General features: G+C 31.3%; 29 protein-coding genes. All 29 read left to right on the forward strand.

The annotated features are described in order from the left end of the window. Window positions 1–462: 462 nt before the first annotated feature. The 29 genes from BMZ76_RS04590 (at window position 463) to BMZ76_RS04725 (ending at window position 25301) form a co-directional block, all read left to right on the forward strand. Window positions 463–678, forward strand: a complete 216-nt coding sequence (locus tag BMZ76_RS04590; RefSeq protein ID WP_091203557.1) for an HTH domain-containing protein — start codon at window positions 463–465, stop codon at window positions 676–678. Between the two features lie 64 nt (window positions 679–742). Continuing rightward, on the forward strand, window positions 743–1318 hold the full coding sequence (locus BMZ76_RS04595) for a TerD family protein (RefSeq protein ID WP_091203558.1): 576 nt from the start codon (window positions 743–745) through the stop codon (window positions 1316–1318). 3 nt (window positions 1319–1321) lie between these two features. After that, entirely contained in the window at window positions 1322–1987 is a 666-nt protein-coding gene (locus BMZ76_RS04600; RefSeq protein WP_091203559.1) for a TerD family protein, read from the forward strand. Further along, window positions 1984–2649 carry an HAD family hydrolase gene (locus BMZ76_RS04605; RefSeq protein WP_091203560.1) on the forward strand — a complete coding sequence of 222 codons (666 nt, stop codon included), beginning with the start codon at window positions 1984–1986 and terminating at the stop codon, window positions 2647–2649. Before BMZ76_RS04600 ends, BMZ76_RS04605 begins: the two co-directional genes overlap by 4 nt. 3 nt (window positions 2650–2652) lie before the next feature. Then, window positions 2653–3459, forward strand: a complete 807-nt coding sequence (locus BMZ76_RS04610; protein WP_091203561.1) for a phosphoribosyltransferase family protein — start codon at window positions 2653–2655, stop codon at window positions 3457–3459. 38 nt (window positions 3460–3497) lie between these two features. Beyond that, window positions 3498–4007 carry an SH3 domain-containing protein gene (locus BMZ76_RS04615; protein WP_167547416.1) on the forward strand — a complete coding sequence of 170 codons (510 nt, stop codon included), beginning with the start codon at window positions 3498–3500 and terminating at the stop codon, window positions 4005–4007. Between the two features lie 2 nt (window positions 4008–4009). Then, window positions 4010–4351, forward strand: coding sequence for a hypothetical protein (locus BMZ76_RS04620; RefSeq protein WP_244281746.1), 342 nt, complete (start codon window positions 4010–4012; stop codon window positions 4349–4351). 38 nt (window positions 4352–4389) lie between these two features. Next, window positions 4390–4944: a TerD family protein gene (locus tag BMZ76_RS04625; RefSeq protein WP_091203563.1), complete on the forward strand. Its 555-nt coding sequence runs from the start codon at window positions 4390–4392 to the stop codon at window positions 4942–4944. A gap of 7 nt (window positions 4945–4951) precedes the next feature. Further along, complete coding sequence (locus BMZ76_RS04630; protein WP_091203564.1) at window positions 4952–5563, forward strand: TerD family protein; 612 nt, start codon at window positions 4952–4954, stop codon at window positions 5561–5563. A gap of 1 nt (window position 5564) precedes the next feature. Beyond that, a complete protein-coding gene (locus BMZ76_RS04635) occupies window positions 5565–6203 on the forward strand; it encodes a vWA domain-containing protein (RefSeq protein ID WP_091203565.1) in 639 nt (212 codons plus the stop codon). An 11-nt stretch (window positions 6204–6214) separates the two neighbouring features. Then, window positions 6215–6373 (forward strand): hypothetical protein, encoded by a 159-nt coding sequence (locus BMZ76_RS15865; protein WP_167547417.1) that lies wholly within the window; start codon window positions 6215–6217, stop codon window positions 6371–6373. 1 nt (window position 6374) lies between these two features. Next, window positions 6375–7010 carry a vWA domain-containing protein gene (locus BMZ76_RS04640; RefSeq protein WP_091203566.1) on the forward strand — a complete coding sequence of 212 codons (636 nt, stop codon included), beginning with the start codon at window positions 6375–6377 and terminating at the stop codon, window positions 7008–7010. Beyond that, entirely contained in the window at window positions 7007–7261 is a 255-nt protein-coding gene (locus BMZ76_RS04645; protein WP_091203567.1) for a hypothetical protein, read from the forward strand. Before BMZ76_RS04640 ends, BMZ76_RS04645 begins: the two co-directional genes overlap by 4 nt. A 1-nt stretch (window position 7262) precedes the next feature. Further along, window positions 7263–7772: a macro domain-containing protein gene (locus tag BMZ76_RS04650; RefSeq protein ID WP_208857635.1), complete on the forward strand. Its 510-nt coding sequence runs from the start codon at window positions 7263–7265 to the stop codon at window positions 7770–7772. Next, on the forward strand, window positions 7769–8821 hold the full coding sequence (locus tag BMZ76_RS04655; protein WP_091203569.1) for a TerY-C metal binding domain-containing protein: 1053 nt from the start codon (window positions 7769–7771) through the stop codon (window positions 8819–8821). Before BMZ76_RS04650 ends, BMZ76_RS04655 begins: the two co-directional genes overlap by 4 nt. A 3-nt stretch (window positions 8822–8824) precedes the next feature. Continuing rightward, a complete protein-coding gene (locus BMZ76_RS04660; protein WP_091203570.1) occupies window positions 8825–10234 on the forward strand; it encodes a PP2C family serine/threonine-protein phosphatase in 1410 nt (469 codons plus the stop codon). A gap of 3 nt (window positions 10235–10237) precedes the next feature. Next, on the forward strand, window positions 10238–11749 hold the full coding sequence (locus tag BMZ76_RS04665) for a helix-hairpin-helix domain-containing protein (protein ID WP_091203571.1): 1512 nt from the start codon (window positions 10238–10240) through the stop codon (window positions 11747–11749). A gap of 29 nt (window positions 11750–11778) precedes the next feature. Next, window positions 11779–12777, forward strand: a complete 999-nt coding sequence (locus tag BMZ76_RS04670; RefSeq protein WP_091203572.1) for a TerC/Alx family metal homeostasis membrane protein — start codon at window positions 11779–11781, stop codon at window positions 12775–12777. A gap of 79 nt (window positions 12778–12856) precedes the next feature. Then, on the forward strand, window positions 12857–13171 hold the full coding sequence (locus BMZ76_RS04675) for a DUF6804 family protein (RefSeq protein WP_091203573.1): 315 nt from the start codon (window positions 12857–12859) through the stop codon (window positions 13169–13171). A gap of 83 nt (window positions 13172–13254) precedes the next feature. Then, window positions 13255–13506, forward strand: coding sequence for a hypothetical protein (locus BMZ76_RS04680; RefSeq protein ID WP_091203574.1), 252 nt, complete (start codon window positions 13255–13257; stop codon window positions 13504–13506). Window positions 13507–13531: 25 nt separating this feature from the next. Next, entirely contained in the window at window positions 13532–13987 is a 456-nt protein-coding gene (locus BMZ76_RS04685; protein WP_091203575.1) for a hypothetical protein, read from the forward strand. Window positions 13988–13990: 3 nt separating this feature from the next. After that, on the forward strand, window positions 13991–14689 hold the full coding sequence (locus BMZ76_RS04690; RefSeq protein WP_091203576.1) for a hypothetical protein: 699 nt from the start codon (window positions 13991–13993) through the stop codon (window positions 14687–14689). Between the two features lie 4 nt (window positions 14690–14693). Continuing rightward, the gene (locus BMZ76_RS04695; protein ID WP_091203577.1) at window positions 14694–15533 is read left to right on the forward strand and encodes a hypothetical protein; all 840 of its coding nucleotides are present in this window, start codon (window positions 14694–14696) and stop codon (window positions 15531–15533) included. A 288-nt stretch (window positions 15534–15821) separates the two neighbouring features. Further along, the gene (locus BMZ76_RS04700; protein ID WP_091203578.1) at window positions 15822–18620 is read left to right on the forward strand and encodes a type I restriction endonuclease subunit R; all 2799 of its coding nucleotides are present in this window, start codon (window positions 15822–15824) and stop codon (window positions 18618–18620) included. 29 nt (window positions 18621–18649) lie between these two features. After that, a complete protein-coding gene (locus BMZ76_RS04705) occupies window positions 18650–19465 on the forward strand; it encodes a KilA-N domain-containing protein (protein ID WP_091203579.1) in 816 nt (271 codons plus the stop codon). 4 nt (window positions 19466–19469) lie between these two features. Further along, entirely contained in the window at window positions 19470–21032 is a 1563-nt protein-coding gene (locus BMZ76_RS04710; RefSeq protein WP_091203580.1) for a type I restriction-modification system subunit M, read from the forward strand. Next, window positions 21032–22504, forward strand: coding sequence for a restriction endonuclease subunit S (locus tag BMZ76_RS04715; RefSeq protein ID WP_091203581.1), 1473 nt, complete (start codon window positions 21032–21034; stop codon window positions 22502–22504). The genes BMZ76_RS04710 and BMZ76_RS04715 overlap by 1 nt, the downstream gene beginning before the upstream one ends. Then, window positions 22485–24230: a restriction system-associated AAA family ATPase gene (locus BMZ76_RS04720; protein ID WP_091203582.1), complete on the forward strand. Its 1746-nt coding sequence runs from the start codon at window positions 22485–22487 to the stop codon at window positions 24228–24230. The genes BMZ76_RS04715 and BMZ76_RS04720 overlap by 20 nt, the downstream gene beginning before the upstream one ends. 3 nt (window positions 24231–24233) lie before the next feature. Then, complete coding sequence (locus BMZ76_RS04725; RefSeq protein ID WP_091203583.1) at window positions 24234–25301, forward strand: hypothetical protein; 1068 nt, start codon at window positions 24234–24236, stop codon at window positions 25299–25301. Window positions 25302–25303 lie beyond the last annotated feature (2 nt).

Here is a 25303-nt window from a genome sequence, read left to right on the forward strand (position 1 = left end):
TCTCCGTTAGCGGGTTTCTTGGTTACTGAGAAATAACTACTCTTCTATAAGAAAATTACACGGCAAAACCGTCAATCTCCGTCAACGGTAGAAAAAAAGTACGTTAACGGACTGAAAATCCCCCGTTGACGGAACCGTTAACGGGTTTTCTCCAAACTTAACTTTTTACATATTTATTTTAAGCAATACCACTAAAATTGGGTGTAGTAAATCTCATATAATTAGTAAGATTTATTGTAAACTAGATAATTAATAAGTAATAAATAATTTTTTTTCATCAAATGAGGAAAACCGTAAAGAAACAATTTTTATTGAAAGTAAGTTTGACACATTAATTTAAATCTAGTGATGATAATGACTTGAGTTAAGAATTTTACTAAAAACGTACATTATTAAATTTTGTTAATAAAATCTTACGCACTGCAACTTGATTGCAGTAGATTCCTCTAAAATTGTTGAAATATGGATATCAGAATTATAAAAAGACTGCATGACTTTGTAATAACTGAACGAACAGGAACACCAAAGGAACTTGCTTTAAAGTTAGGACTCTCTGAAAGAAGCGTTTACAACTATATTTCATACATGAAAAACGAAATGAATGCTCCAATAACTTATGATAATCAAAAAGGAAATTATTTTTATAAAAGAGTGTGTGAATTGAATTTTGAAGGATAATCCCTGAAAATATTCTTAAAGAATCGGAGAAAGGTAAAATCTATAAATCTTAAAATTTTAATACATGGCAATAAATTTACAGAAAGGACAAAAAATTGATATTGGATTATCAAAAATAACTGTTGGATTAGGTTGGGATCCAAATGAAGGTACTGGTCACGACTTTGACTTAGACGCTTCCGCTATCATGATTAACGGAAATAGAAAACTAATTTCAGAAAATCATTTTATTTTTTATAATAATCTAAAATCTCCAGATGGTTCGTTAGAACATACAGGCGATGACCCTACCGGAGGCAGTACTGATGGAGATGATGATGAAGCTATAAAAGTTGATTTATCAAAAATTGACATAGAAGTTAGTGAAATTCTATTTGTCGTAACCATTGAAGATTTTGCGACTAGAAAACAAAATTTCGGACAAGTTAGAGGATCATACATTCGAATTGTAGATGATGCAAGTGGTGAAGAAATTGCCAAATATGAGTTGGATGAAGATTTTTCAATTGAAACTGGAGTTGAATTTGGAAGATTATATAAAAGAAATGGACAATGGAAATTTGAAGCTTCTGGAATTGGATATAAGGCGAATTTAAGTTTCTTTTTAGAAAAATATTACTCGGGACAAATTATAAAATAAAAAATGGCAATAAATCTTCAAAAAGGTCAAACAATTGACCTGCGTAAAAATGATAAAGGGGAAACTTTTGATTTAGCAACTGTTACTATAGGTCTGGGCTGGGATGTTAAACAAAAAGATAGTGGTTTTTTAACTAAACTTTTTGGCGGAGCCAAAGAAGAAGAATATGATCTGGATGCAATTGCTTTCTTACTAGACAGTAATGGAAAAGTTGCAAATATAGGAAGAACAGCTAATGTAAATAACCGTCAGATAGGCCTTTATGAAGGTGATATTATTTATTTCAATTCTTTAAAACATCCGTCAGGCCATATTTGGTTAACTGGTGATAACAGAACTGGTGAAGGCGATGGTGATGATGAACAAATAATTGTGAAATTGGATTCTTTAGATCAACGTTACCAAAAAATCTTGTTTCTAGTAACCATTTACCAAGGGAAACAAAATAATCAACATTTTGGTTTGGTTGAGAATGCATTTATTAGAGCTGTTGATGCTAGAGGAAAAGAAATTGCAAAATTTAATCTATCAGGAGATGCATCAATGAATGGAATGTGTTCAATGGTATTTGCAGAGGCATATAGAAAAGAGAAAGAATGGAAATTTAGAGCAATTGGAGAACCTAAACATACAGACAATTTTGTCGATATTTTAAAATCATATACTTGAAAATAGATCATAAAAATTTCAGTCATTTTTCCTATGATTTATGGTTAACACTGATAAAGTCAAATCCTCAATTTAAGAGTAAAAGAAATCTATTATTTAAAGATTTTTTTGATGTTGAATGTAGCATTGAAAAAGTTACTGAGGTAGTAAGATATTATGATGTTTTATGCAATAATATCAACGAGAATAACGGACTTAACATTGACACTTATGAAATTTATTACTTTATTCTTAATGCATTAAATGTCAAAGTAAATGATATTGACACAAAACAACTCAATCTGTTTTATAAAGAAACAGAGCTGCTATTTATGGAATACAAACCGCAGTTGGTTTTTCCTAAAATCGACTCTCTTTTTGAAGAGATAAAAGCGCAGGGTAAGACAATGAATATTTTAAGTAATACTGGATTTATAAAGGGCTACACCTTAAGAAAAATAATTGCGGATTATGGATTGGAGCAGTATTTCAGTTTTCAAATATATTCTGATGAAGTAGGATTTTCGAAACCTAATCATAAGATTTTTCAATTAGTCTATGATCAAATAAATAGTTCTAATGAAATAACCAAAAAAGAAGTTTTGCATATCGGAGATAATAGTATTGCAGACTACGATGGCGCAATAAAATTTGGATTTGCAGCACACCTACTAAAAATATAAAAAGTGAATAAAAGCTATAGCCTACATAAAATAATTGAAGAAGAAAACTATCCATTTCCGGCTGAAGAATACAGCTGGTTTAAATTTGGCGACAAATATTTTGCAGAAAAATTTGCTAAAGAATTATTTAATGGATTTGTTGAAAAACACCATGATCTGCTTTTATCGAATATTGAAATTATTATTTTGCCAAGTCCATATCTATCGATACCAACGGCATCGAATTTTTTATGTTACTACTTCAAAAAAGAACTTAATAGTTTTTTATTTAAGAACAGTAAAAAAGCAAGTATTGAATCTAAAATTTATAGAAATCAAACTTATGTAACAGATTATGGTAATCTAGATTTTGAAGAAAGAGTGAAATTAATCTCTAATGATACCTACTACATTGATAGAAATTTTATCGAAGGTAAATTATGCATTTTTGTTGATGACATCAAGATTACAGGAAGTCATGAACATACAGTGAATAAAATTTTGAATCAATACAACATTAATGGAGACTTTGTTTTTGTTTATTTCGCTGAATTAACAAATAAAAAAATTCATCCTAAAATTGAAAACCACTACAACTATTATGCAGTCAAGAGTGTAAAAGATATTGTCAATATAATAAACAGAGCACATTTTCAATATAATACACGAATAGTAAAATTCATTTTAAGCCTTAATGAAGATGAGTTTTCTTATCTAATAAACAATATTAGTACTAAAAAAAGCAGTGATTTATTTCATTTAGCAATTAGTAATAATTATCACCAAATAACGGAATACCAAAACAATATTAATACAATCAAAACAGTCTAAAGGATATGTTTAAATCTAAAATAGAGAATCATTTAATATTGAAAAAAAACATAATATTTATTTTTCTTTTTATTCTTGCATTTAACGGTATCATTTATTCCCAGCAATACGCAATAACGGTTGAAAAGTTAAATGTAAGGGAAAATCCCGATAAGAATTCAAATGTCATCGGGAGCTATTATGTAAATGATACAGTTACCGTTTTTTCTAAGGAAGGAAGCTGGTTGAAAATTAAACTAAATAATAAAGATGGATTTATAAATGCAAAATATGTAACGAAAATTATAGGAAAAGAAGATCAAAATATTGAAAAAGGATTTAAATCAGGCTTTAAAAAAGTATTTTTTAATTCATTTATCATTCTATGCATAATTTTTTTCGTGTACAATACTTACAAAAAGAGAATAGCCGATTCGAGGTATAAATCAGGTTATAGAGAAGGTAAAATTTCCTTTCGAGAGTATCTTACATATGGGACATATTCCTTAATCATAAGCTTAGTAATAGGATTAACGAGCGGAATTATTACCTGGATATCAACATTTTAATTATGACATTAGTTAAATCCAAATCTTCTATTGTAGCATTATTCGTAAACGGATATTTACCTCATATTATTAACCCATGGATAATAATAATTGATTTTGAAAATGAGATAATAACTGTAGAAAAAAGAAACTGGTATTTTATTGGAAGTGATAAAAATGAAATTGCCTTTAGGTTTATTAGAAACATTAGAACTAACGAACATCTTTTTGGTGCAAATATTAGCATAAGAGCTACAGGGGGGTGGGTTTCTGCATATTATCTACCAAAATCAGATGTTAAAAATATTAAGGATTTATTATTTGCATACAATAAAACTAAAAAAAGCTCAATGATTTTTTCATAAAAAATAGAATATTTAACTAATAACAAAACTATAATATTATGGCAATTAATTTACAGAAAGGACAGCGTGAAAACATTAACGCTCCAAAATTCACAATTGGTTTGGGATGGGACACAAACAGCAGTTCAACCGGATCTAGTTTTGATTTAGATGCTTCTGTTTTCATTTTAGGAGAGAATAAAAAAGTTCTTTCGGATGCTCATTTTGTTTATTACAATAACCTAAAATCTCCAGGTGAATCAGTTACTCATAAAGGTGATAATTTAGATGGCGATGGTGATGGTGATGATGAACAAATACAAATTGATCTGACAAAAATTGACTCAACGGCTAAAGAGATTTGCATAGTGGTTACTATCCATGATGCAGAAAGCAGAAAACAAAACTTCGGTCAGGTTCGAAATTCATTTATTAGAATTGTAGATGATAGCAACAATACTGAGTTAGTAAAGTATGAATTAGAAGAAGATTTCTCAATAGAAACAGCGGTTGAATTTGGCAGAATTTACAATAAAGATGGTCAGTGGAAATTCGAAGCAATCGGAATGGGACAAAAAGGAGGGCTTGAAGATTTTTTAAATAAATATAACTAAATAAAAAATGGCAATAAATCTTCAAAAAGGACAGCGCATAAACCTTGAAAAAACTAATGGTTCTAAACTCCAAAATATCTGTGTTGGTATTAACTGGGGAGCAATTGAGAAAAAAGGATGGCTAGGAGGAATATCCAAAGAAGCAGTCGATTTAGACGCATCTTGCGCTTTGTACGATGACAATAAAAATTTATTGGAAATCATTTACTTCGGGAATCTTAGATCAAAAGATGGTGCAATAGCGCATAGCGGTGATGATTTAACCGGAGATTTGGGTGGTGACGATGGATTGGATAATGAAATTATCACCCTTGATTTTTCAAGACTAAATCCATCAGTTAGTTCTGTTGCATTTGTTTTAAATAGTTTTCAAGGACATGATTTTGGAACAATTCCATTTGCTTCAATCCGTATTTATGAAGGAACCCCAAAAAGAGTGAACGAAGTTTTTGCAAAATTTGATATTGCAAATGGTTCTGGTTTTGCAGGACATGTTTCTATGGTTATGGGTGTTTTCTACAAGAAAAATGGCGAATGGAAATTCAATGCTATTGGGGAACCTACAAAAGATAAAAAATTAGAACAAACAGTAAGAACAGTAACAGATCAATATTTATAAAATGAGAAGACTACCCGTATATTTATTATTAGACACTTCTGGATCGATGTCAGGTGAACCAATTGAAGCCGTTAAAAACGGGGTTCAAATAATGATTAGTTCATTACGCCAAAATCCACAAGCGATCGAAACTGCTTTTTTAAGTGTAATTACTTTTGATAGCACAGCACAACAAATCATTCCTTTAACTGATTTAGCCTCTTTTCAAATGGTGGACATAAAAGCTACAGGGGTAACGGCTCTTGGAGAAGCTTTAAAATTGGTTGCAAATAAAATTGAAAATGAAGTCCAAAAAACAACTACCGAGCAAAAAGGTGACTGGAAACCGTTAGTATTTATCATGACCGATGGTATCCCTACTGATGATTGGCAAAGTGGTTTGAATGAATTCAAAAAATCTAAAGTTGCTTTTACTGTAGCATGTGCAGCTGGTAGTGGAGCAGACACAGATATTTTAAAGCAAATCACAGAAAATGTAGTGAGTTTAGATACTGCAGATAGCGCTAGTATTGGTAAATTCTTTCAATGGGTAACTGCCTCTATTGGTGTTAGTTCAACAAAAGTAGAAGATTCTGGAAAAGAGGTTACAGGTTTAAGTGAGCTTCCTCCTCCTCCATCTGAATTAAATATTGTTGTTTAAATTTTAATACCATGAGCAAATTTGGATTTTCATTTTCATGGAGCAGACTTTTAGGTATTTCTGGCGCCAAGCAAAGTTTTGCTAGGCGCACAGGAGTTCCTACTTCAAGAGGAGGAATAGAGCGAAAATTGGGAAATATGATAATTAAATCATTATTTGGAAAAAAGTAAAATGAGAAGACTACCAGTATATTTTTTATTAGACACTTCGGGGTCCATGCATGGAGAACCAATACAAGCATTAAATAATGCTTTAAGCGGTATGATAAACACATTACGTTCAGATGCCCAAGCGTTGGACTCTCTTTGGATAAGTATTATAACCTTTGACAGGGAAGTAAAAGAAATCGTTCCATTAACAGAGCTAGTTAGCTTTCAGCTTCCAGAAATAACTTGTCCTCAATCAGGACCAACAAATACTGGAGCCGGTTTAGATTTTGTAATTCAAAAAGTAAAGAAAGATGTTGTAAAAGGTTCTCCAACTCAAAAAGGAGATTGGAAACCCTTGCTATTTGTTTTTACTGATGGAAAACCATCCGACATACAACTATACAGAGAAAAAACACCCGAAATTAAAAATTTAAATTTTGGTGCTATAGTAGGTTGTGCTGCTGGCCATATGGCCAATGATGAAATACTAAAAGAACTAACAGATAATGTAGTTCATTTAGATTCTGCAGATAGCTCAACCTTAAAACAGTTTTTTAAATGGGTTTCAGAAACCATTGAACAAGGCAATAAAAGTCAAGGCACAGGAGAAAGTGTAACACTACCTCCTCCTCCAAGCGAAATAACTGTAGTAATATGATGAGAATCATTCCGATTTTTATAAATATTTTAATTGTTGGGTTGTTTTTGTATTCAAAATTATTACCCCATAAAGACAAATTAAATCCTCAATATAAAAAGATATTTGAATTTTTCAATGGTCTTTTCTCACCTCTTTTTAATTTTTCAAAAAAGAGAATAAAGCCTTTTCAGGTTGGTGTAGGGCTGTCTGTTGATATGACACAAATTGTTCTTTTAATTATTTTTTTAATCTTTTTAAATTTCTTTTAATATGAGGATTGAATTACACTTTGGAGATATTACAGAGTATAATGCTGATTGCATAGTAAACGCTGCTAGACCTTCACTGTTAGGCGGAGGCGGTGTAGATGGTGCAATTCATAAAAAAGCAGGAGTTGAACTTTCAGAATTTTGCAAAAATCTTGGAGGGTGCTCCGTTGGAGAAGCAAAAATTTCCCCTGCATTTCATTTGCCTTGCAATAATGTAATTCACACAGTTGGACCAAGATATTTATTTAAAAATGAATCCGAAATTCAAGATTTAAAAAATTGTTATCTGAATTCATTAGAAATTGCTAAAAAGAATGAAATTAAAACATTAGTGTTTTCAAACATTTCAACTGGAGCTTATGGATTTCCAAAAGATTTAGCTTCAACTGTTTCTTTTGAAACAGTAACATCCTTTTTATTGGAAAATGAATTTCCTGAAAAAGTTATTTTTTGTTGTTATGATATAGAAAATTTAGAATTGTATATGAATTTAATAAAACTAAATAGATGAGAAGACTACCCATATATTTCTTAATTGACATTTCTGAATCAATGGTTGGAGAACCTATTCAGCAAGTTGAGGAAGGATTGGCTACTATTATTCAAGCTTTAAAAACAGACCCACACGCTCTGGAAACTGTTTTCGTTTCTATTCTCGTATTTGCTGGACAAGCAAAAACGCTAGTCCCTTTGCAAGAAATAGTTAGTTTCTATCCTCCCAAATTCCCTATTGGAAGTGGCACCTCTTTAAGTAAAGGTCTAGGCCATTTAATGCACGAATTAAGATCGAATATAGTTAAGACAACTTATGAAATTAAAGGCGATTGGAAACCAATTGTATTTCTTTTTACAGATGGTGTTCCAACAGACGACAGCAAAGTAGCCATTAATGAATGGAAACAAAATTGGCAGAAAACAGCCAATATGATAGCCGTTTCCTTTGGTAACGAAACAGACATAAAATTATTAGGACAACTAACCGATAATGTTTTACAATTCAAAAACACTAATGTTCAGTCCTATAAAGAATTTTTCAAATGGGTTACAGACTCTATAAAAACTAGTAGCATCAGCGTTGAAAATAATGCAACAGGATTTGAGCTCGCAAAATTAGATGGCGAAACATTATCCAAAATAGATTTAACAAAATCAGAAAACAAACAACAATTTGTAGATGATAATTATGTGGTCCTTAACGGGAAATGTCAAAATACCAAAAGACCCTATCTAATGAAATACCGCAAGTCACTTGTACCATCTAGTTTTGCAGGAATTGAGTTAGCATCTAAAAGCTATAGATTAGTTGGAGCTTATCAAGTGGATAACTCGTATTTTGAATTAGCAGACAATACCAATTTTAGTAATAAAGTTAATACTGATGAATTAATTGGTGGACCAACCTGTCCGTGTTGTGGTAATCAAATTGCCTTTGCGGTTTGCAGTTGTGGAAAAATTCATTGCATAGGAGAAGAAGAATTAAGTACCTGTCCTTGGTGTGAAACCCAAGCAACTTATGGTAGTGGTGGCGGTGGGTTTGATGTTAACAGAACACAAGGATAATTTATGGAAGAATCAAAAAAATATATTCAGGCACTTTTATTCCAAAACAAAATAGAAATTCCTTCAAGTAAGCTTACTCTTTTTGATGATTTTATTAGTAATGAAACGAATATAAATTCAGTAAAAATAATTCAAGAAAATCAAAAAATGATTATGGCAAATTGGACATTAAAAACACGAATTGAAGATATTATTCTACAATCAGTAACATTACCAAATGGGACCGTAAATAAAAAATATGAAACTAAATTTGACTTTATTCACTTAGGTTGGAAAGATATTATTTTTTCAGAAATTAAAGGCTTAGAGGATACTGGACTTGAGTTTAATAATGATGAAGATTTACTTTTTGGGAACCCTTTGATAAGTGGCGATTTAAAAATTAAATTTTTATTTAGAGTAAATGGTGAAACAGAAGATTCCATCCTGAATGAAAAAACAATAACTATTATTATAAATCCTGATCCCAAATCATTGTGGAAAAATATAGAAAGCGACAAAAATGCTCCTTTTTGGAAAGAGGACAATGTTGAAGTTTCAAGTGATTTCTTGGACAAAAAGATAGTAATAGCTTCCAAACGAGGCAGAAGCCACGCAAATGTTGGCTCTTTTAGAGACGATCATTTTACTTTCAAAAATATTAACGACACAGGATGGAGTGTTTTATCAGTTTCCGATGGAGCTGGCTCTGCCAGTTTATCAAGAGAAGGTTCAAAAATGTCATGTGATTTAATAGTTAGTTATTTTGAAGAAAACTTCACCTCTGATTTTTTAAAGGAATTTGACGAGACATTATTGGAACATCATAATAAAACAAATGAAGATTCTTCAAAAAAAATAAGTCATTTTGTCTACGATAACCTTTCGAAAGCGGCATGGTTCGTCCACAAAGAATTAGAAAAATTCGCAACAAAATTAGAAAAACCATTAAGAGATTTTCATGCAACGTTGATTTTTACATTAGTAAAAAAGTATGATTTTGGTTATGCTATTTTAACCTTTGGAGTTGGCGACTGTCCAATAGGTTTGATAAGTAAAGATTTGACTGAAATTAAATTGATGAACTGGTTAGACGTAGGAGAATTTGGAGGTGGAACGCGATTTATTACAATGCCCGAAATATTTCAAAGTGATAAATTTCAAACACGATTTGGATTCAAATTAGTGGATGATTTCTCCTATTTAATGTTAATGACCGATGGAATCTATGATCCGAAATTTGTGGTAGAAGCAAATTTAGAAAAAATAGAAAAATGGAATGAATTTCTAGGAGACTTACAAGGCAAAAACGAGGATGGTCTTAAAGTCGATTTCAATAAAGAAAATACTGAAATAGCCAATCAATTATCTAACTGGATGGACTTTTGGAATCCTGGCAATCACGATGATCGAACCCTAGCAATAATCTATTAGACTATGAAGACAATTAATGTAAAATCGATTAATGATTCTTCAAAAACATATCAGTTTGTTGATAATGGAGAGCCGATGCGCGGGGGAGTAAAAGATGTTTTTTTTAGTCCTGATAAAAAATATGTTGTTGCAATTTTTAGAGAGAGACTTGATTTTAATCAAAAAGAAAGGTTGCAAACAATAACAAATCATTATTTACCTCAAATACAAAATAGAGAAGGCGGAGATTACTATTTAAATGAAGTATTTCGCTGGCCCACTGATGTAATAGAGCATAATGGATTGACAGGGATAATTGTCCCTATCTATAATTCTAAATTTTTCTTTAAAAAAGGTTATGAAACTAGTGATTTAATTCAAGGTAAAGAAAAAAATGGAAAATGGTTTGCGGGTGCAAAATTTAGGAATCCTCAATTTCCACTGAAAGTTGCTACATCAGAATTGGGGGATTGGTTAAGCTATTTTCAGGTATGTGTTAATTTAACTCGTGGCGTTAAAAAAATGCATGCTATGGGTTTAGCACATTCTGATTTGTCCTATAATAATGTACTTATTGATCCAATTGAAAAATCAGCTTGTATGATTGATTTGGACGGATTAGTTGTACCGGGATTATTTCAAGCTGAAGTAATTGGTACTGCTGAATTTATAGCTCCGGAAGTACTTTCCAGCAAACATTTAAGCAAAACAGATCCTAATAGGAAATTACCTAATCGATTAACTGATTTACATGCATTACCCGTGCTTATTTACATGTTTTTATTACACAGACATCCATTAAAAGGAGGGAAAGTTCATGATTTGGATACTGAAAAAGATGATCTGCTATCTATGGGTGAAAAAGCGATGTTTATAGAACACCCAACGGATAAAACAAACAGACCTAAACTTGCTCAAGGTTCAAAATGGGATTTACCCTGGGCAGATATAGTTAAACTTCCCTATTCGGTTACTGGACCATATTTGAAAACATTATTTGACAAAGTTTTTATAGATGGATTACACAATCCAATGCAAAGACCAACTGCTGAGGAATGGGAAATTGCTTTACTAAAGACAACAGATTTAATGCAGAAATGTCATAATACTTCTTGTGAACAAAAATGGTATGTCTTTGACAATACAAACACTCCAAAATGCCCATTTTGTGGTACTGCTCACAAAGGTACGTTACCAGTTTTGGACTTATATTATCAATTCAAACCAACGATTTGGAAACCTGAAAATCATAGACTAATGGTTTATAAAGACCAGTACCTTTTTCAATGGCATGTAAATCGAAATATTACTAGAAACGAAAAATTGACAGTTGAACAAAAAGTTCCGGTTGGGTATTTTACTTTTCACAACAATAAGTGGGTGTTAGTAAATCAAAAATTAACATCATTGAAAGATGTCACTGAAGATAAGGAAGTTCCAATTGGAACCATGGTAGAATTAACCGATGGAAAAAAACTTTTGCTATCTAAAGAAGATGGCGGACGAGTAGTCGTAATTACAATGGCTAATAAATAAAACAAAAATTAACTAATAAATTTAAACAAATGAATCAACACCCTATTTTCTCAGAACATCCCGGATTAGTAATCGTTTTTGCAATAGCTGTACTTGTAATGCTATTATTAGATTTAGGTATTTTCAACAAGAAAAGTCATGTTGTTAGTAATAAAGAAGCTATTTCTTGGTCATTAGTATGGATAAGTTTATCTATGATTTTTAGCGGTTTGGTATACAATGTGGCAGGTCCCACAAAATTCTATGAATTTCAATCGGCGTATTGGATAGAAAAAGCACTATCAGTAGACAACCTTTTTGTTTTTATTTTAGTCTTCAAATTCTTCGACGTACAAAATCAAAATAAACATAAAGTTTTATTTTGGGGAATTATTGGAGCATTGGTATTAAGAGCCATTTTCATTTTTTCTGGAGCTTTTTTAATAGAACTAACCTATTTAAATAAAATTTTAAGCCTTATCGGAATACAAGGATTTAAGTATGATATTAATTTAATTATGACTCTATTTGGATTATTTTTAGTCTACGCAGGTATAAAATCATGGTCAGCTGGAAATGAAGATGATGATGAAGATTATAATAATACAAGAGGAGCACGATTAATCAGGAAAATTTTTAACGTAAGTGATCATTATGATGGGGATAAATTTTTCACTTTTGAAAATGGTAAAAAATTAGCAACTCCTTTATTAGTCGTGGTAGCGGTGATTGAGTTCACTGATTTACTTTTTGCTGTGGATTCTATACCAGCAATTTTTGCAATTTCAAATGATCCTTTTATACTTTACACCTCAAACATTTTTGCTATTCTTGGTTTGAGAGCCTTATTTTTCTTATTGGATAATTTCATACATTTATTTAGTAAATTACAATATGGATTAGCGCTTATACTATCTTTTATTGGTATCAAAATGATTATATCACCTTTTTATCATATTGAATCGGTTTACTCATTACTTGTTATTGGAAGCGTTTTATTAATATCTGTGCTAGCTTCAATTATCTTCCCTGAACCAGCAGAAGCATAAATTATCAAATTTACCAAGGCCTCTATAGAATTTGCTAAAAAATTAGACATTATTTAGAGGCCTTTTTGATTACATCATTATGGACAAACTAATAAAAATAATCCTATCCATAGCCCTCCTACTCTGCCTTCTCAATATGCCTTATGGTTATTACCAGTTTGTGCGGTTTGTAGCAATGATTGGTTTTTCTTATCTAGCTTATTCAGCAAATGAACAAAACAGAAAAAACGACATGTTTATCTATATCGCCTTAGCACTTTTATTTCAACCATTTATCAAAATAGCATTAGGAAGAACCATTTGGAATCTAGTGGATTTTATTGTTGGAATAGGAGTAATAATATCCTTATTTAAAAAAAAGCAACAAATAAAAGCTTTTAATGATAAAAAATAACGCGACACAATTTTACAAGCATTATTTTCTTTCAGACAAACTGTAATACAAGAATTGAATACAAATTATCTACAAAAACATATATGTCAAATTTTTATTGCGAATACTGCGGAACAAAAAGTTCCAGTATTTCGGGACTCACAGCAAACTCATGCCATCGTCATGTACTAGGCAGCGGAAAAGGAAAACATAAGTTATATGAAGGAAGTGAAAAGCCTAAATACAGCTGTAAATTTTGTGGGACTGCTGCTTCAACTATTTCTGGATTAACTGCCAATTCTTGCCATAGACATCCAAACGGCACTGGAAAAGGCAAACATTTACCTTCTTTATAACTCCCAATTAATACAAAAAATAAAAATGAGTAACGACGTAAAAAATGATGCCGATAAATTAATAGAATATTCGGATAAAATAGAAATTATACAAGAACAACAACTTCAAATCATTCAGTACAATAATGAAAAATTAGACAAGGTTATTGATTTTGCTGGAAAACTTGTAACTGTGGGTGAATTGATTAATGAAAATAAAAGATTAGATAACGAAAGGATCAATCTTCAAAATCAAACCGCTCAAATTCTTTGTAAGCATCAAAGAAACATGACAATAATCGAAAAAAGATTTGCAGAAAGAGGACTGGTTTTTTCAAAATATTTTGAGGTGATTGATAAAGGACTTGAAACAGGGAATGATAATTTGGTTTTTATGGGATTGTCAGCAGTCAATAATTTAGTCATCTCAGATCCTTTACAAGACATTCAAAACACCTTAAGAGCTTTAGAAAGTAATGATACACTTGAATTAGATTTTTAAAAGATGAAAAAAATATTTTGCTTATTCATATATATTCTGTCCATTTCTTGTACAACAAATTCAAGCAAATTTCAGCAAATTACAGATTCAATAAATGTAGAAAATATCACAACTCTTAATTTTAAAATAGTTGAACCCAATGAGGTAAATACAGCATTAAAAAAAGAAGCATTAGCCAATTGGGATTCGAAGGGCTTTTTTAACAAATATCAATACTGGTTCTTATTTTTAGGAGTATACTTTATCGCTGGGTATATCCTAAATTCAAAAATTTCCGATAATATATATGACAATCGAAAAACCAAAACAGCATACTTATATTTTGTTTTTTCATCATTACTTGGTGGTCATTTTTTATATCTGGGCAAATATTGGAAATATTGGTTGTATTCAATTTTGTTATTAATATTCTTATACATAAACACATTTATTTTTTCAAACTTTTACAATAACTCAAGTCTTTTAATTTATACCATAAATGAAAGTTTAACCAGCAAGGTTATTTTGTGCTTAATTCTAATCATATTAACAATTGATTTTTTAACCCTTTCAATTCAAGTTTTTAAAATAAATAAATCATTTAGAGCTTCTATTTCGCCTGAAATTTCTAAGGAAAGAAAACTGTCCTTTTTAGAAATAAAAAAAACATTAGAAAAAAATAATAATTTGATGTTACAAGAATATAATCAATGGAAAAAATAATTATATGTTAGAAGGTATAATCAATTTCGGAAAAAACGTATTAACTGGTGGTGGTTATGGTAAATTAGAAGATGAGAAAAAAGAATTTGAAACATTAAAAAAGAAATATGCTCACATTAGTTCTTCTTTTTCAGACCTATACAAAAACCGTTTAGAAGCTTACACAAATCTTGAAGACGAAAGACTTGAAGCCCATAGAAATTTTGCAATAGCAAAAAGTTTATTAAAAAAGTTTAAGAATGTAGCTAATAATCAAAATTTGAAAACCAATGATAATTTAACGGCTATTGAAATAAAGAATTATCAACAGGAAAAATTCAATTATGAAGTTAGTTTCAATAGAAACCTAGAAGCAATTACTAATACTCTTTCCGGTTCTGTCGAAAAGTCATTTAAAAGACACAAAGGAAAAAATATAAAAGACATTTCAAAAGATGAATTTTTATTAGAAGCTGGTGTGGTTGCTATAGAAACGATATTTGAAGGTTTTTCTCAAGCTATAAACTATAATGGAGAAATACAAAAACAGCGAAAACAAATTCAACGAGAAAAACAACGTGTAATTAATATAATAAACAAGTTGTTTTCTGACGCTGAAATTGTCTATTCAGAAACACAACGAATCATTGAAGTTGGAAAAGTATTAAATATAAATAATCAAGTCTTTACATCTAAATATTCCGAAATCAATAATTTTGTAACAAGCCAATCCATTTTTAAACAATTCTGGAATGAAATAGCTTCAAAAAAAATCACACCAACAGCTGATGTAAATTTGAAAATTGCGCAACTTATGAACATCTGTGCAGGTTATAATAAGACTGATAAAGGCACTTCAATTTAAAATAACGCAACCTCATTTAAGTCCTTTAAATGAGGTTACTTTTTTGAAACTACAAAATTTCAAGTTTATAAAAACAATATCTTGGTACAAAGCAATATCACTAAAAGTGGGTATAGTAAAATCTCATAAAACATCCTTTATTTACAAAACCATAATCAAAACGAGTTAAATGGTAGGAATTTTATACAAAATAGATAGTCACTTTATGACTTTTCTCATTCATTCTAATTAAAAATTCGATACTTTAGCACACCATATCGGTCAGTTTGAAATAATCTAATTAGCTTTTTGAAAAACGAAAAACATACCCGCAAAGAAATCATTGATAAACGACTGCAAGCTGCAGGTTGGAACGTCTTCGATACAACTCAAGTAATTGAGGAGTTCGATATTATAGTACCATTACCTGATGGAGTAAATGAGCCTCGCAGTAAATATGAGGGACATCAGTTTAGTGATTATGTTTTACTGGGGAAAAACGGGAAACCTTTAGCTGTAGTTGAAGCAAAAAAATCATCCGTTGATGCTAATATCGGAAAAGAACAAGCGAAACAATATTGCCATAACATTCTAAACCAACATGGAGATGAACTTCCTTTTTGTTTCTATACGAATGGTCACGACATTTACTATTGGGATTTAGGAAACTATCCTCCTAAAAAAGTCTATGGTTTCCCAACCCGCGATGATTTGGAGCGATACCAATACATCCGAAAAGGAAAGAAAGCCCTGGCAAGCGAATTAATTAACACCGCTATTGCAGGTCGTGACTATCAAATAGCAGCGATACGTGCTGTGATGGAAGCCATTGAAAAACGCAAAAGCAAATTTTTATTGGTAATGGCTACTGGGACAGGAAAAACCAGAACATGCATAGCCTTAGTCGATGCTTTAATGCGTGCCGGTTGGGCAGAACGAGTTTTGTTTTTGGTGGATCGAATTGCTTTACGGGATCAAACATTAGACGCATTCAAAGAACATTTACCCAACGAGCCAAGATGGCCAAAAATTGGAGAAAAGTCGATTGCAAAAGACAGACGTATTTACGTTTCTACCTATCCTACAATGCTAAACGTAATTCGAGATGAAGATAATTCGCTTAGTCCACATTTCTTTGATTTGATTGTCGTTGATGAAAGTCATCGCAGCATTTACAACACTTATGGAGAAATATTAGACTATTTCAATACAATAACTCTCGGACTTACAGCCACACCAACTGATGTCATAGACCACAATACATTCAAACTCTTTGAGTGCGAAGAAGGCGTTCCCACTTTTGCCTATTCCTACGAAGAAGCAGTAAACAATATACCGCCTTACTTGAGCAATTTTCAAGTAATGAAAATTAAAACCAAATTTCAAGAAGAGGGAATCAGTAAGAGAACTATTTCTTTAGAAGATCAAAAAAACTTGATTTTAGATGGAAAGGAAGTTGCTGAGATCAATTATGAAGGAACCGATTTAGAAAAATCGGTTACCAATAAAGGAACAAACGCATTGATTATTCGGGAGTTTATGGAGGAATGCATCAAAGACCCTAATGGTGTTTTACCAGGTAAAACCATTTTCTTTTGCACGACAATCAAACATGCCCGAAGAATGGAAGAACTGTTCGATGCTTTTTATCCGGAATACCATGGTGAATTAGCCAAAGTACTAGTCAGTGACGATCCTCGCGTCTATGGAAAAAGTGGATTGCTCAATCAATTTACGCATAGTGATATGCCTCGTATTGCCATTAGTGTGGGAATGTTAGACACAGGAGTCGATGTTCGCGAATTAGTGAACTTGGTTTTTGCAAAACCGGTGTATTCCTATACTCGTTTTTGGCAAATGATTGGGAGAGGAACACGTTTATTGGAACCTGCAAAAATGAAACCATGGTGTACCCAAAAAGATAATTTCCTGATTCTGGACTGCTGGGATAATTTCGAGTATTTCAAAATTAATCCTCGGGGTAAAGAAATAAGTACTTCTATCCCACTACCCGTTCGTTTATTTGGAATTCGTTTGGATAAAATAGAAAAAGCGCAAGAAGTAGACAGACCAACTATTGTCACTAATGAAATTATAAAATTGCGCAAGCAAATTGATACATTACCGCATAATTCCATTGTAATTTTAGACGCCAAACACGAATTACAACGTTTGGAAGATGAAAATTTCTGGAATAAATTAACAGACGACAAACTGGAATTCCTTAGAATGGTCGTCAAGCCATTATTTAGGACAGTTTCTGACACTGATTTTAAAGCCATGCGTTTTGAAAAAGACATTTTAGAAGTCTCTTTGGCGCATTTAAGTGAAGAAACTGAAAAATTTGATGCTTTAAAAGAAAGTATTATTACCGAAATTGGTGAATTGCCTTTGACTGTAAATAATGTTGCAAAAGAAACAGAATTAATTCGAAAAAGTCAAACCAATAACTTTTGGGCAACTGCTTCTGAAGAAAAATTTGAGGAATTAATTGTCAAACTTTCTCCTTTAATGAAATTCAGAGAAGCGGTAGTTCCTCTTGGAATTTCCAAATACAACTTCAAAGATGAAGTATTTGCCAAAGAATATGTGGAATTTGGACCGCAACACGAAGCTTTAAGTATTGCAAAATACCGGGAGCTGGTAGAACAAACCGTAAACCAATTGGTTTCTGAAAACCCTATATTGCAAAAACTAAAACAAGGACAGGAAATTACTGCCGATGAAGCAGCAACTCTTGCCGAAGTTTTACATGACGAACATCCGCACATTACGGTTGATTTACTGCGTAGAGTGTATTCGCATAGAAAGGCACAATTAGTCCAATTCATCAAGCACATTTTAGGTATTCAAATCTTGGAATCGTTTCCGGAAACGGTTTCCAATGCGTTTGCTGAATTTGTAAAAGCACACACCTATCTCACGGCGAGACAATTACAATTTTTAGATTTGCTTAAAAAATTCATCACAGACAAAGGCGAACTCAACAAACGCAATTTGATTGAATCTCCCTTTACGATGCTGCATCCTGAGGGCATTCGTGGGATATTTAAACCCCATGAAATAGAAGAAATATTGAAGTTGACCGAAAAATTAGTTGCAGCATAAAAAAGGGATCTTTATTTATAAAACTGAAAATGGCAAAAAGTAAAACAATCAATGTAAAAGGAGCTTCAATAACTATTTTACAAAATGAAACTAGTGAATTTATATCGCTTACCGATATGCTTAAAGCCAAAGATGGTGACTTTTTTATTTCAGATTGGTTAAGAAACAGAAATACTATTGAATATTTAGGAATTTGGGAAAGTGTTTATAATCCAGATTTTAATTATGGCGAATTCGCCATAATTAAAAGTCAAGCCGGTTTGAATAGCTATAAGTTGAGTGTAAAAGATTGGGTAGCAAAAACAAATGCCATTGGACTTAAAGCCACCACAGGAAGATACGGAGGTACTTATGCACATTCTGACATAGCTTTTGAATTTGGAATGTGGATTAGTCCCGAATTTAAAATTTATTTAATCAAAGAATTTCAACGACTCAAAGCGGTTGAAAACGACCGCTTGCAACTCGAATGGAATTTACAACGCACCTTATCCAAAATAAATTACAAAATACACACCGATGCCATTAAAGAAAATTTAATTCCGAAGGAACTTCATAAAAACCAAATTACCTTTGTCTACGCCAATGAAGCCGATTTGCTCAATGCAGCCTTGTTTGGGATCACCGCAAAAGAATGGCGTGACACCAACCCAAATGCCGAAGGAAATATTAGGGATCAGGCCTCGATTGAACAACTGGTAGTGCTTTCTAATATGGAAAGTATCAATTCCGTTTTAATCCATCAGGGCTTGGACCAAAAGGAACGTTTGCTGCAATTGAACAAAATGGCCATTACCCAAATGAATTCATTGGTGGGAAATAAAAATATCAAAAAACTTAAATAATACCATGTTACAAAACAATTCCGCTTTAAAATCCCTCATTGACCGTCTTTGGAACAACTTCTGGAGTGGTGGTATCAGTAATCCGCTTACCGCCATCGAACAAATTACCTATTTGCTTTTTATGAAACAAATGGACGATTTAGAAGCCAAACGCGAACGCGATGCCGAATTTACCGGAGAAGCCTATACTTCTAAATTTGTAGGAATGTACATGCTTCCAGGAAGTAATGCAGAAGTCGACAAACAAGATTTGCGTTGGAGAACTTTTAGAAGGATGCCTGCGGACGACATGCTTTATCATGTACAAACTAGAGTCTTTCCTTTCTTAAAATCATTTGATGGAGGTTCCAAGTTTACGCAAGCCATGGCGAATGCGGTTTTCATCATGCCTAAATCTTCATTATTGGTAGAGGCAATCAATATCATAGAATTAATTTTCGTAGAAATTGAAAGAGATGCGGTTGAAGGAGGACATGCATTTCAGGACATTCAAGGGGATGTTTATGAAATGCTATTGGGTGAAATTGCCAGCGCAGGTAAAAACGGACAGTTTAGAACACCACGCCACATCATTAAATTGATGAATGATTTAGTAAAACCACAATTAGGACAGCGTATTGCGGATCCGGCTTGTGGAACAGCAGGTTTCTTATTGGGTGCTTACCAATACATCTTAACCGATTTGGTTAAAAACGAAAACAGTGATGCTATAGCTCCAGATGAAGACGGGTTTTTACGTGCCACAGTTTCGGCAACCTTAAATGAAAATTTAAAACATATTGTAGAAGAATCTTTGTTTGGTTATGATATTGACACCACCATGGTGCGATTGGGATTAATGAACCTGATGATGCACGGGATTGACCAGCCCAATATTGACTACAAAGATACCTTGAGCAAATCGTATAATGAAGACGCACAATTTGACATTATCCTTGCCAACCCACCCTTTACGGGAAATATTGACAAAGGCGACATAAATGAAAGTTTAAAACTAGGCACGACCAAAACCGAATTGCTTTTTATTGAGCGCATTTATAGCATGCTAAAAATGGGAGGAACTGCAGCAGTAGTTGTGCCACAAGGCGTTTTGTTTGGTAGCGGAAAAGCTTTTGTAGAAGCCCGAAAGATAATGGTAGAAAAGAGCGAACTAAAAGCCGTAATTACTATGCCAAGTGGTGTTTTTAAACCCTATGCCGGGGTGGCTACGGCAATATTGCTTTTCACCAAAGGAAGTGAAACTAACGAGGTTTGGTTTTATGAAATGAAAAATGATGGTTATGCACTAGACGATAAAAGAAAAAAAATTACTGGTAGTGATTTACAAGACATCATTCTACAATTTCATTCTCGAAATCAAAACAATGTCAATAATAGAGAAGCACAATCCTTTACAATTCCAAAACAAGAAATAGTTGATAATGACTACGATTTAAGTTTAAATAAATATAAAGTAGAAGTTTATGAGGATGAGGTTTTTGAAAAACCCGAAGAAATTTTTGCTAAATTACAAGGAATAGAAACTCTAATTCAAATTGGACTAGTTGAACTTAAAGAATTAATCTAATGAAGTTAGAATCGTTCAGTGCTATTTTAAGTGATTGTACTTCAAAATACAATAAAATAAAAAAAGAAGATTATCTGCCCGAAGGCCAATTTCCTATTATTGACCAAGGACAAAAATTTATTGGAGGTTATACTGATAATGGTGGTTTAATTACAGATATTGAAAAAGAACTAATCATTTTTGGAGACCACACTAAAATTTTAAAGTTTATTGATTTCCCAATAGCAATTGGAGCTGATGGCGTTAAGGTTTTGCATGTCAATAAAGAAAAAGCTGACCCAAGATATATTTATTATTTTTTAAAGTCCGTAAAATTAACCGATGCTGGCTATAGTCGTCATTTTAAGTTTCTGAAAGAAATTAAAATACCAGTTCCTGAAAATATGGACGACCAAATCAAAATTGCAAGATTATTAAATCATGTAGAAACTTTAATTGCCCAACGAAAAAAAAGTATTGCACTTTTAGATGAATTAATAAAAAGTGCTTTTTTTGAAATGTTTGGAGATGTATTAACTAATTCAAAGAATTTACCTTTAATTAATTTTGAGGAATTAGTAAGACTTAAAAGAGGATATGATTTGCCCAAACAATTAAGAACATTTGGTAATTATCCCGTTTATGCTTCAAATTCAATAATTGATTATCATAATGATTTTAAAGTAAAAGGACCAGGAGTTGTTACAGGTAGATCTGGCACAATTGGAACTGTAAATTACAGCAAATCAGAGTTTTGGCCGTTAAACACAACATTATATTCTGAAAATTTCAATGGTAATATAATCTATATTAAACATTTTTTAGAATATTTTAGATTAGAAAGATTTTCAAATGGTGCTGGAGTACCAACTCTTAATAGAAATCTTTTACATAATGAAAAAATAATAGATGCTCCCAAAGATTTACAAAATCAATTTGCTACTCTAGTTGAAAAAGTAGAAAATATAAAAATTGATTATAACTTAAGTTTAATTGAGTTAGAAAATATCTTTGGTGTTTTAAGTCAAAAAGCATTTAATACTGAATTTATTCTCAATCAAGAAAATGATGAAGTTAAAAAAAAAAATGAAGAAGTAATGGAACAAGATGATTTAGAACAATATTCTAAAAGTATTGATTTAGAAAAAGAAAAAGTAGATATAACAAATATGTCTTTTGATGAATACTATGAAATTCCGGGAGAGGTTACTTTTAAAAATGAAAAGTGGATTACATATTTCTTACATGATGATTTATTATATCAGTTTTTGTTAAAAGATAAATTTAAAGATATTTCATTTACTCTTGGCGATATTGAAATGCAATTTCATAATTTTTTCTATCATACTTGTGATATGGATTTTGATAACGAAAGATGGAAACAAATCATATTTAAATTTTTAGAAGCAAATCCACCATTAATAGAGCAAATATTTGACCAAGACGATAAAATTATTAAACTAAAACTAACAGATGAAGCTTTTAAGGCTTAAAATAAATGACGAAAAAGGTTTCAGGTCTTTAAACAAAGATTTCGAAATTAAATTTCAGAATGGTTTTAACGATTCTCAACCTAATGATTTTTACCCTTATGTTTTGGCAGGTCAAAACGGAAGCGGTAAGTCTAATGTTTTAGAAGCATTGGCTGAAATATTTTATCATTTAGATTGCATTTACGTTCGTTATAAACCTGAAAACTTTGACCAAAGTGATGAAAACCCTGATGGTTTCAATCCTTCAATTTCTAGAATAAATGAATATGAATTAGAATATTATACATTTTTAGATAAAGACATATTTCTTAATGAAGATAAAACCAAGAAAGCACATATTTCAATAATAAAAACAAAACATAGTAGACCAGAAATTAAATGGATTAACGAAAATGAGTTTAGAGATATTTCTCAATTATCACAACAGCAAGCTAAAAGTCTATTACCAAAATATGTGGTGGGTTATGCTTCTGGAAATAATGAAACATTAAGTTTTCCATTTATTAAAAGTCGTTTTTTGCAGTTTGATGAATATTTAAGCACATTAGCATCAAAAGAGTTTGTAAGCCCAGCAGCCGAAACTTCTTTGGTTTATTTAGATGAAGTATACAGTCAAGCTATTTTACTTACCAATCTGTTAATGCTTGATGGTATTAATGACAATGACGAAAATGATTTATTAGCACCTTTTAAAGATAATGTAGGAGTAGAAGATGTGGATACATTTAGGCTAATAATTCGCTCTGATATTAGAATTTTTCCACCAAAAAACTCAAACTCGACTGAAGACGAGAAAGACATTCGATTAATTCAGAATTTAGATCTGAAAATACCAGAACAAAGACCTAATTTAACATCTTACATTGAAAAATTAAAAAGCTGTGCCACTACTTGGTATACTGATTATCTTTCAGAATTTGATGATATATTACTAAACAATGAAGCTAATTATTTGTATTTAGATTTTAAAGTAAACAAAGCTACCAAAGAAGCATTTCAATTTCATTTTGAAAAAGATCCTTTAAAACTGTTTGAATTATTTCAGTTGTTAATGTTACAAGATGCATACAAAGTATCATCTGAAAGAAAAAACAACATATATACAACTCAAAATATATTTTTAAATCAAGACATAAACTTTATTCCTGAAGAACAAGAAAGAATCTTGCGTTTTAAAGATTTTAAAATAAAAAAGGAAGGAATTGATAAAGGCATATTCACAAAAGAACTTTCTGACGGTGAACATCAGTTGCTACATACATTAGGCTTGTGTCTTCTATACAAAGAGCAAAGATGCTTGTTCCTTTTTGATGAACCAGAAACCCATTTTAATCCTGATTGGAAAGCTAAATTCATTACCAGTATCAGAAATTGTTTTAAAGACAATACTCCAAAATGTGAAATGTTAATTACAACACATTCACCATATCTAATTTCAGATTCTGATAAAAAACATGTTCGTATGTTTAAAAAGAATATTAAAGATAGTAATAAGATAACTAGTAATCCACCTAGTTTTCAAACATTAGGCTCATCAATAAATAAAATTACAATAGAGATATTTGGAGCAAATATTACTATTGGAGACTATGCTTTATCTAAACTTGAAAAAATTAATGAGAGATTTAAAGAAGGGGAAAATCCAGAAGTACTTTTAAACGAATTGGATGAACAACTTGGGGATTCTGTTGAAAAAACATTGTTAAAATATAAAATAGACTCATAAAAAATGCTCTTCCCTTATAAATTCATAGACCATAATATTAATCACCTCCAAACTTGGATTGATTTCTTATTTGTAAATATTTGGTGTAAAGCAGATAAAAATGTTGAGTATAATATTGAACTATTTGATAAATGTAAAGAATTACAAGAAATTGTTAGAAAAGAAGAATACAAAACAGATCCATCAGTCAGACAAGTAGATTATATAACAGGACCAATAAGAGAAATTTATGAAGAATTTCAAAAACTATCTACTCAACAAAAAAATCAATTAAAAAGATGGTATAAAAGAAGTAATGATCTTGAAAAAATTTGTAATAATCAAAAATTATACAACCCAATTTCAAAAAATATATTAAGAAAATACTCTCCTGATTTAGCAAAAAAAATTTATAAATTTTATGTAAATCTTTACGAGAAAGGGCTTGATTTAGCAGTGATAAAAAATCAGAATGGAAATCTTGAAAAACATTATAAAGAATTTGTAAAAATAAATACAAATGGTATTTGTCCATTTTGTGGTATTGACACTATAAGGAGTTATGAAATGAATGGACATGAAGCTTATGACCATTTTTTGCCTAAAGAAAATTATCCATTATATGCTATAAATTTTAAAAATTTAGTACCTACTTGTCATGACTGTAATTCAACTTATAAAACAAGGGATATTCCCATAGTATCTAAAAATAAAAAAAACAAGAGAAAGGCTTTTTATCCTTATTCAGAAAATCAGATTAATTTAAAGCTTAGGCTTCAAGTTAATATTGTCGATTACAAGTTTTATGAACATGCTAATATAGGTATTGAATTTATAACTGATTCTGAAAAGGATAAAATTAAAACTTGGAAAGAAACTTATAATATTGAATCAAGGTATAAAGATTATTTAACGAATGAAAGTAAAGGTAAATATTGGCTAGTTAATTATATGGATGAGATGTCTGCAGCTATGAGAAATATGGAACTAACAGAACTTCCCAATCGATTAAAGAAAAACCCTTTCAGAGGCGATAATTTTTTAAAAGTCCCATTCCTTTTGGCTTGTGATGAAATTGGATTATTCCCTTAATT

Origin of the sequence: Flavobacterium xueshanense (genome assembly GCF_900112975.1) — a bacterium.
Taxonomy (GTDB): Bacteria; Bacteroidota; Bacteroidia; order Flavobacteriales; family Flavobacteriaceae; genus Flavobacterium; species Flavobacterium xueshanense.

Coding starts and splice junctions, on each gene's coding strand:
- BMZ76_RS04710 (WP_091203580.1), top strand. CDS start 19,470: ATGTTACAAAACAATTCCGCTTTAAAATCCCTCATTGACCGTCTTTGG.
- BMZ76_RS04655 (WP_091203569.1), top strand. CDS start 7,769: ATGAGAAGACTACCCATATATTTCTTAATTGACATTTCTGAATCAATG.
- BMZ76_RS04685 (WP_091203575.1), top strand. CDS start 13,532: ATGAGTAACGACGTAAAAAATGATGCCGATAAATTAATAGAATATTCG.
- BMZ76_RS04660 (WP_091203570.1), top strand. CDS start 8,825: ATGGAAGAATCAAAAAAATATATTCAGGCACTTTTATTCCAAAACAAA.
- BMZ76_RS04600 (WP_091203559.1), top strand. CDS start 1,322: ATGGCAATAAATCTTCAAAAAGGTCAAACAATTGACCTGCGTAAAAAT.
- BMZ76_RS04630 (WP_091203564.1), top strand. CDS start 4,952: ATGGCAATAAATCTTCAAAAAGGACAGCGCATAAACCTTGAAAAAACT.
- BMZ76_RS04625 (WP_091203563.1), top strand. CDS start 4,390: ATGGCAATTAATTTACAGAAAGGACAGCGTGAAAACATTAACGCTCCA.
- BMZ76_RS04695 (WP_091203577.1), top strand. CDS start 14,694: ATGTTAGAAGGTATAATCAATTTCGGAAAAAACGTATTAACTGGTGGT.
- BMZ76_RS04635 (WP_091203565.1), top strand. CDS start 5,565: ATGAGAAGACTACCCGTATATTTATTATTAGACACTTCTGGATCGATG.
- BMZ76_RS04675 (WP_091203573.1), top strand. CDS start 12,857: ATGGACAAACTAATAAAAATAATCCTATCCATAGCCCTCCTACTCTGC.
- BMZ76_RS15865 (WP_167547417.1), top strand. CDS start 6,215: ATGAGCAAATTTGGATTTTCATTTTCATGGAGCAGACTTTTAGGTATT.
- BMZ76_RS04680 (WP_091203574.1), top strand. CDS start 13,255: ATGTCAAATTTTTATTGCGAATACTGCGGAACAAAAAGTTCCAGTATT.
- BMZ76_RS04640 (WP_091203566.1), top strand. CDS start 6,375: ATGAGAAGACTACCAGTATATTTTTTATTAGACACTTCGGGGTCCATG.
- BMZ76_RS04670 (WP_091203572.1), top strand. CDS start 11,779: ATGAATCAACACCCTATTTTCTCAGAACATCCCGGATTAGTAATCGTT.
- BMZ76_RS04595 (WP_091203558.1), top strand. CDS start 743: ATGGCAATAAATTTACAGAAAGGACAAAAAATTGATATTGGATTATCA.
- BMZ76_RS04645 (WP_091203567.1), top strand. CDS start 7,007: ATGATGAGAATCATTCCGATTTTTATAAATATTTTAATTGTTGGGTTG.
- BMZ76_RS04620 (WP_244281746.1), top strand. CDS start 4,010: ATGACATTAGTTAAATCCAAATCTTCTATTGTAGCATTATTCGTAAAC.
- BMZ76_RS04715 (WP_091203581.1), top strand. CDS start 21,032: ATGAAGTTAGAATCGTTCAGTGCTATTTTAAGTGATTGTACTTCAAAA.
- BMZ76_RS04690 (WP_091203576.1), top strand. CDS start 13,991: ATGAAAAAAATATTTTGCTTATTCATATATATTCTGTCCATTTCTTGT.
- BMZ76_RS04725 (WP_091203583.1), top strand. CDS start 24,234: ATGCTCTTCCCTTATAAATTCATAGACCATAATATTAATCACCTCCAA.
- BMZ76_RS04650 (WP_208857635.1), top strand. CDS start 7,263: ATGAGGATTGAATTACACTTTGGAGATATTACAGAGTATAATGCTGAT.
- BMZ76_RS04590 (WP_091203557.1), top strand. CDS start 463: ATGGATATCAGAATTATAAAAAGACTGCATGACTTTGTAATAACTGAA.
- BMZ76_RS04705 (WP_091203579.1), top strand. CDS start 18,650: ATGGCAAAAAGTAAAACAATCAATGTAAAAGGAGCTTCAATAACTATT.
- BMZ76_RS04665 (WP_091203571.1), top strand. CDS start 10,238: ATGAAGACAATTAATGTAAAATCGATTAATGATTCTTCAAAAACATAT.
- BMZ76_RS04720 (WP_091203582.1), top strand. CDS start 22,485: ATGAAGCTTTTAAGGCTTAAAATAAATGACGAAAAAGGTTTCAGGTCT.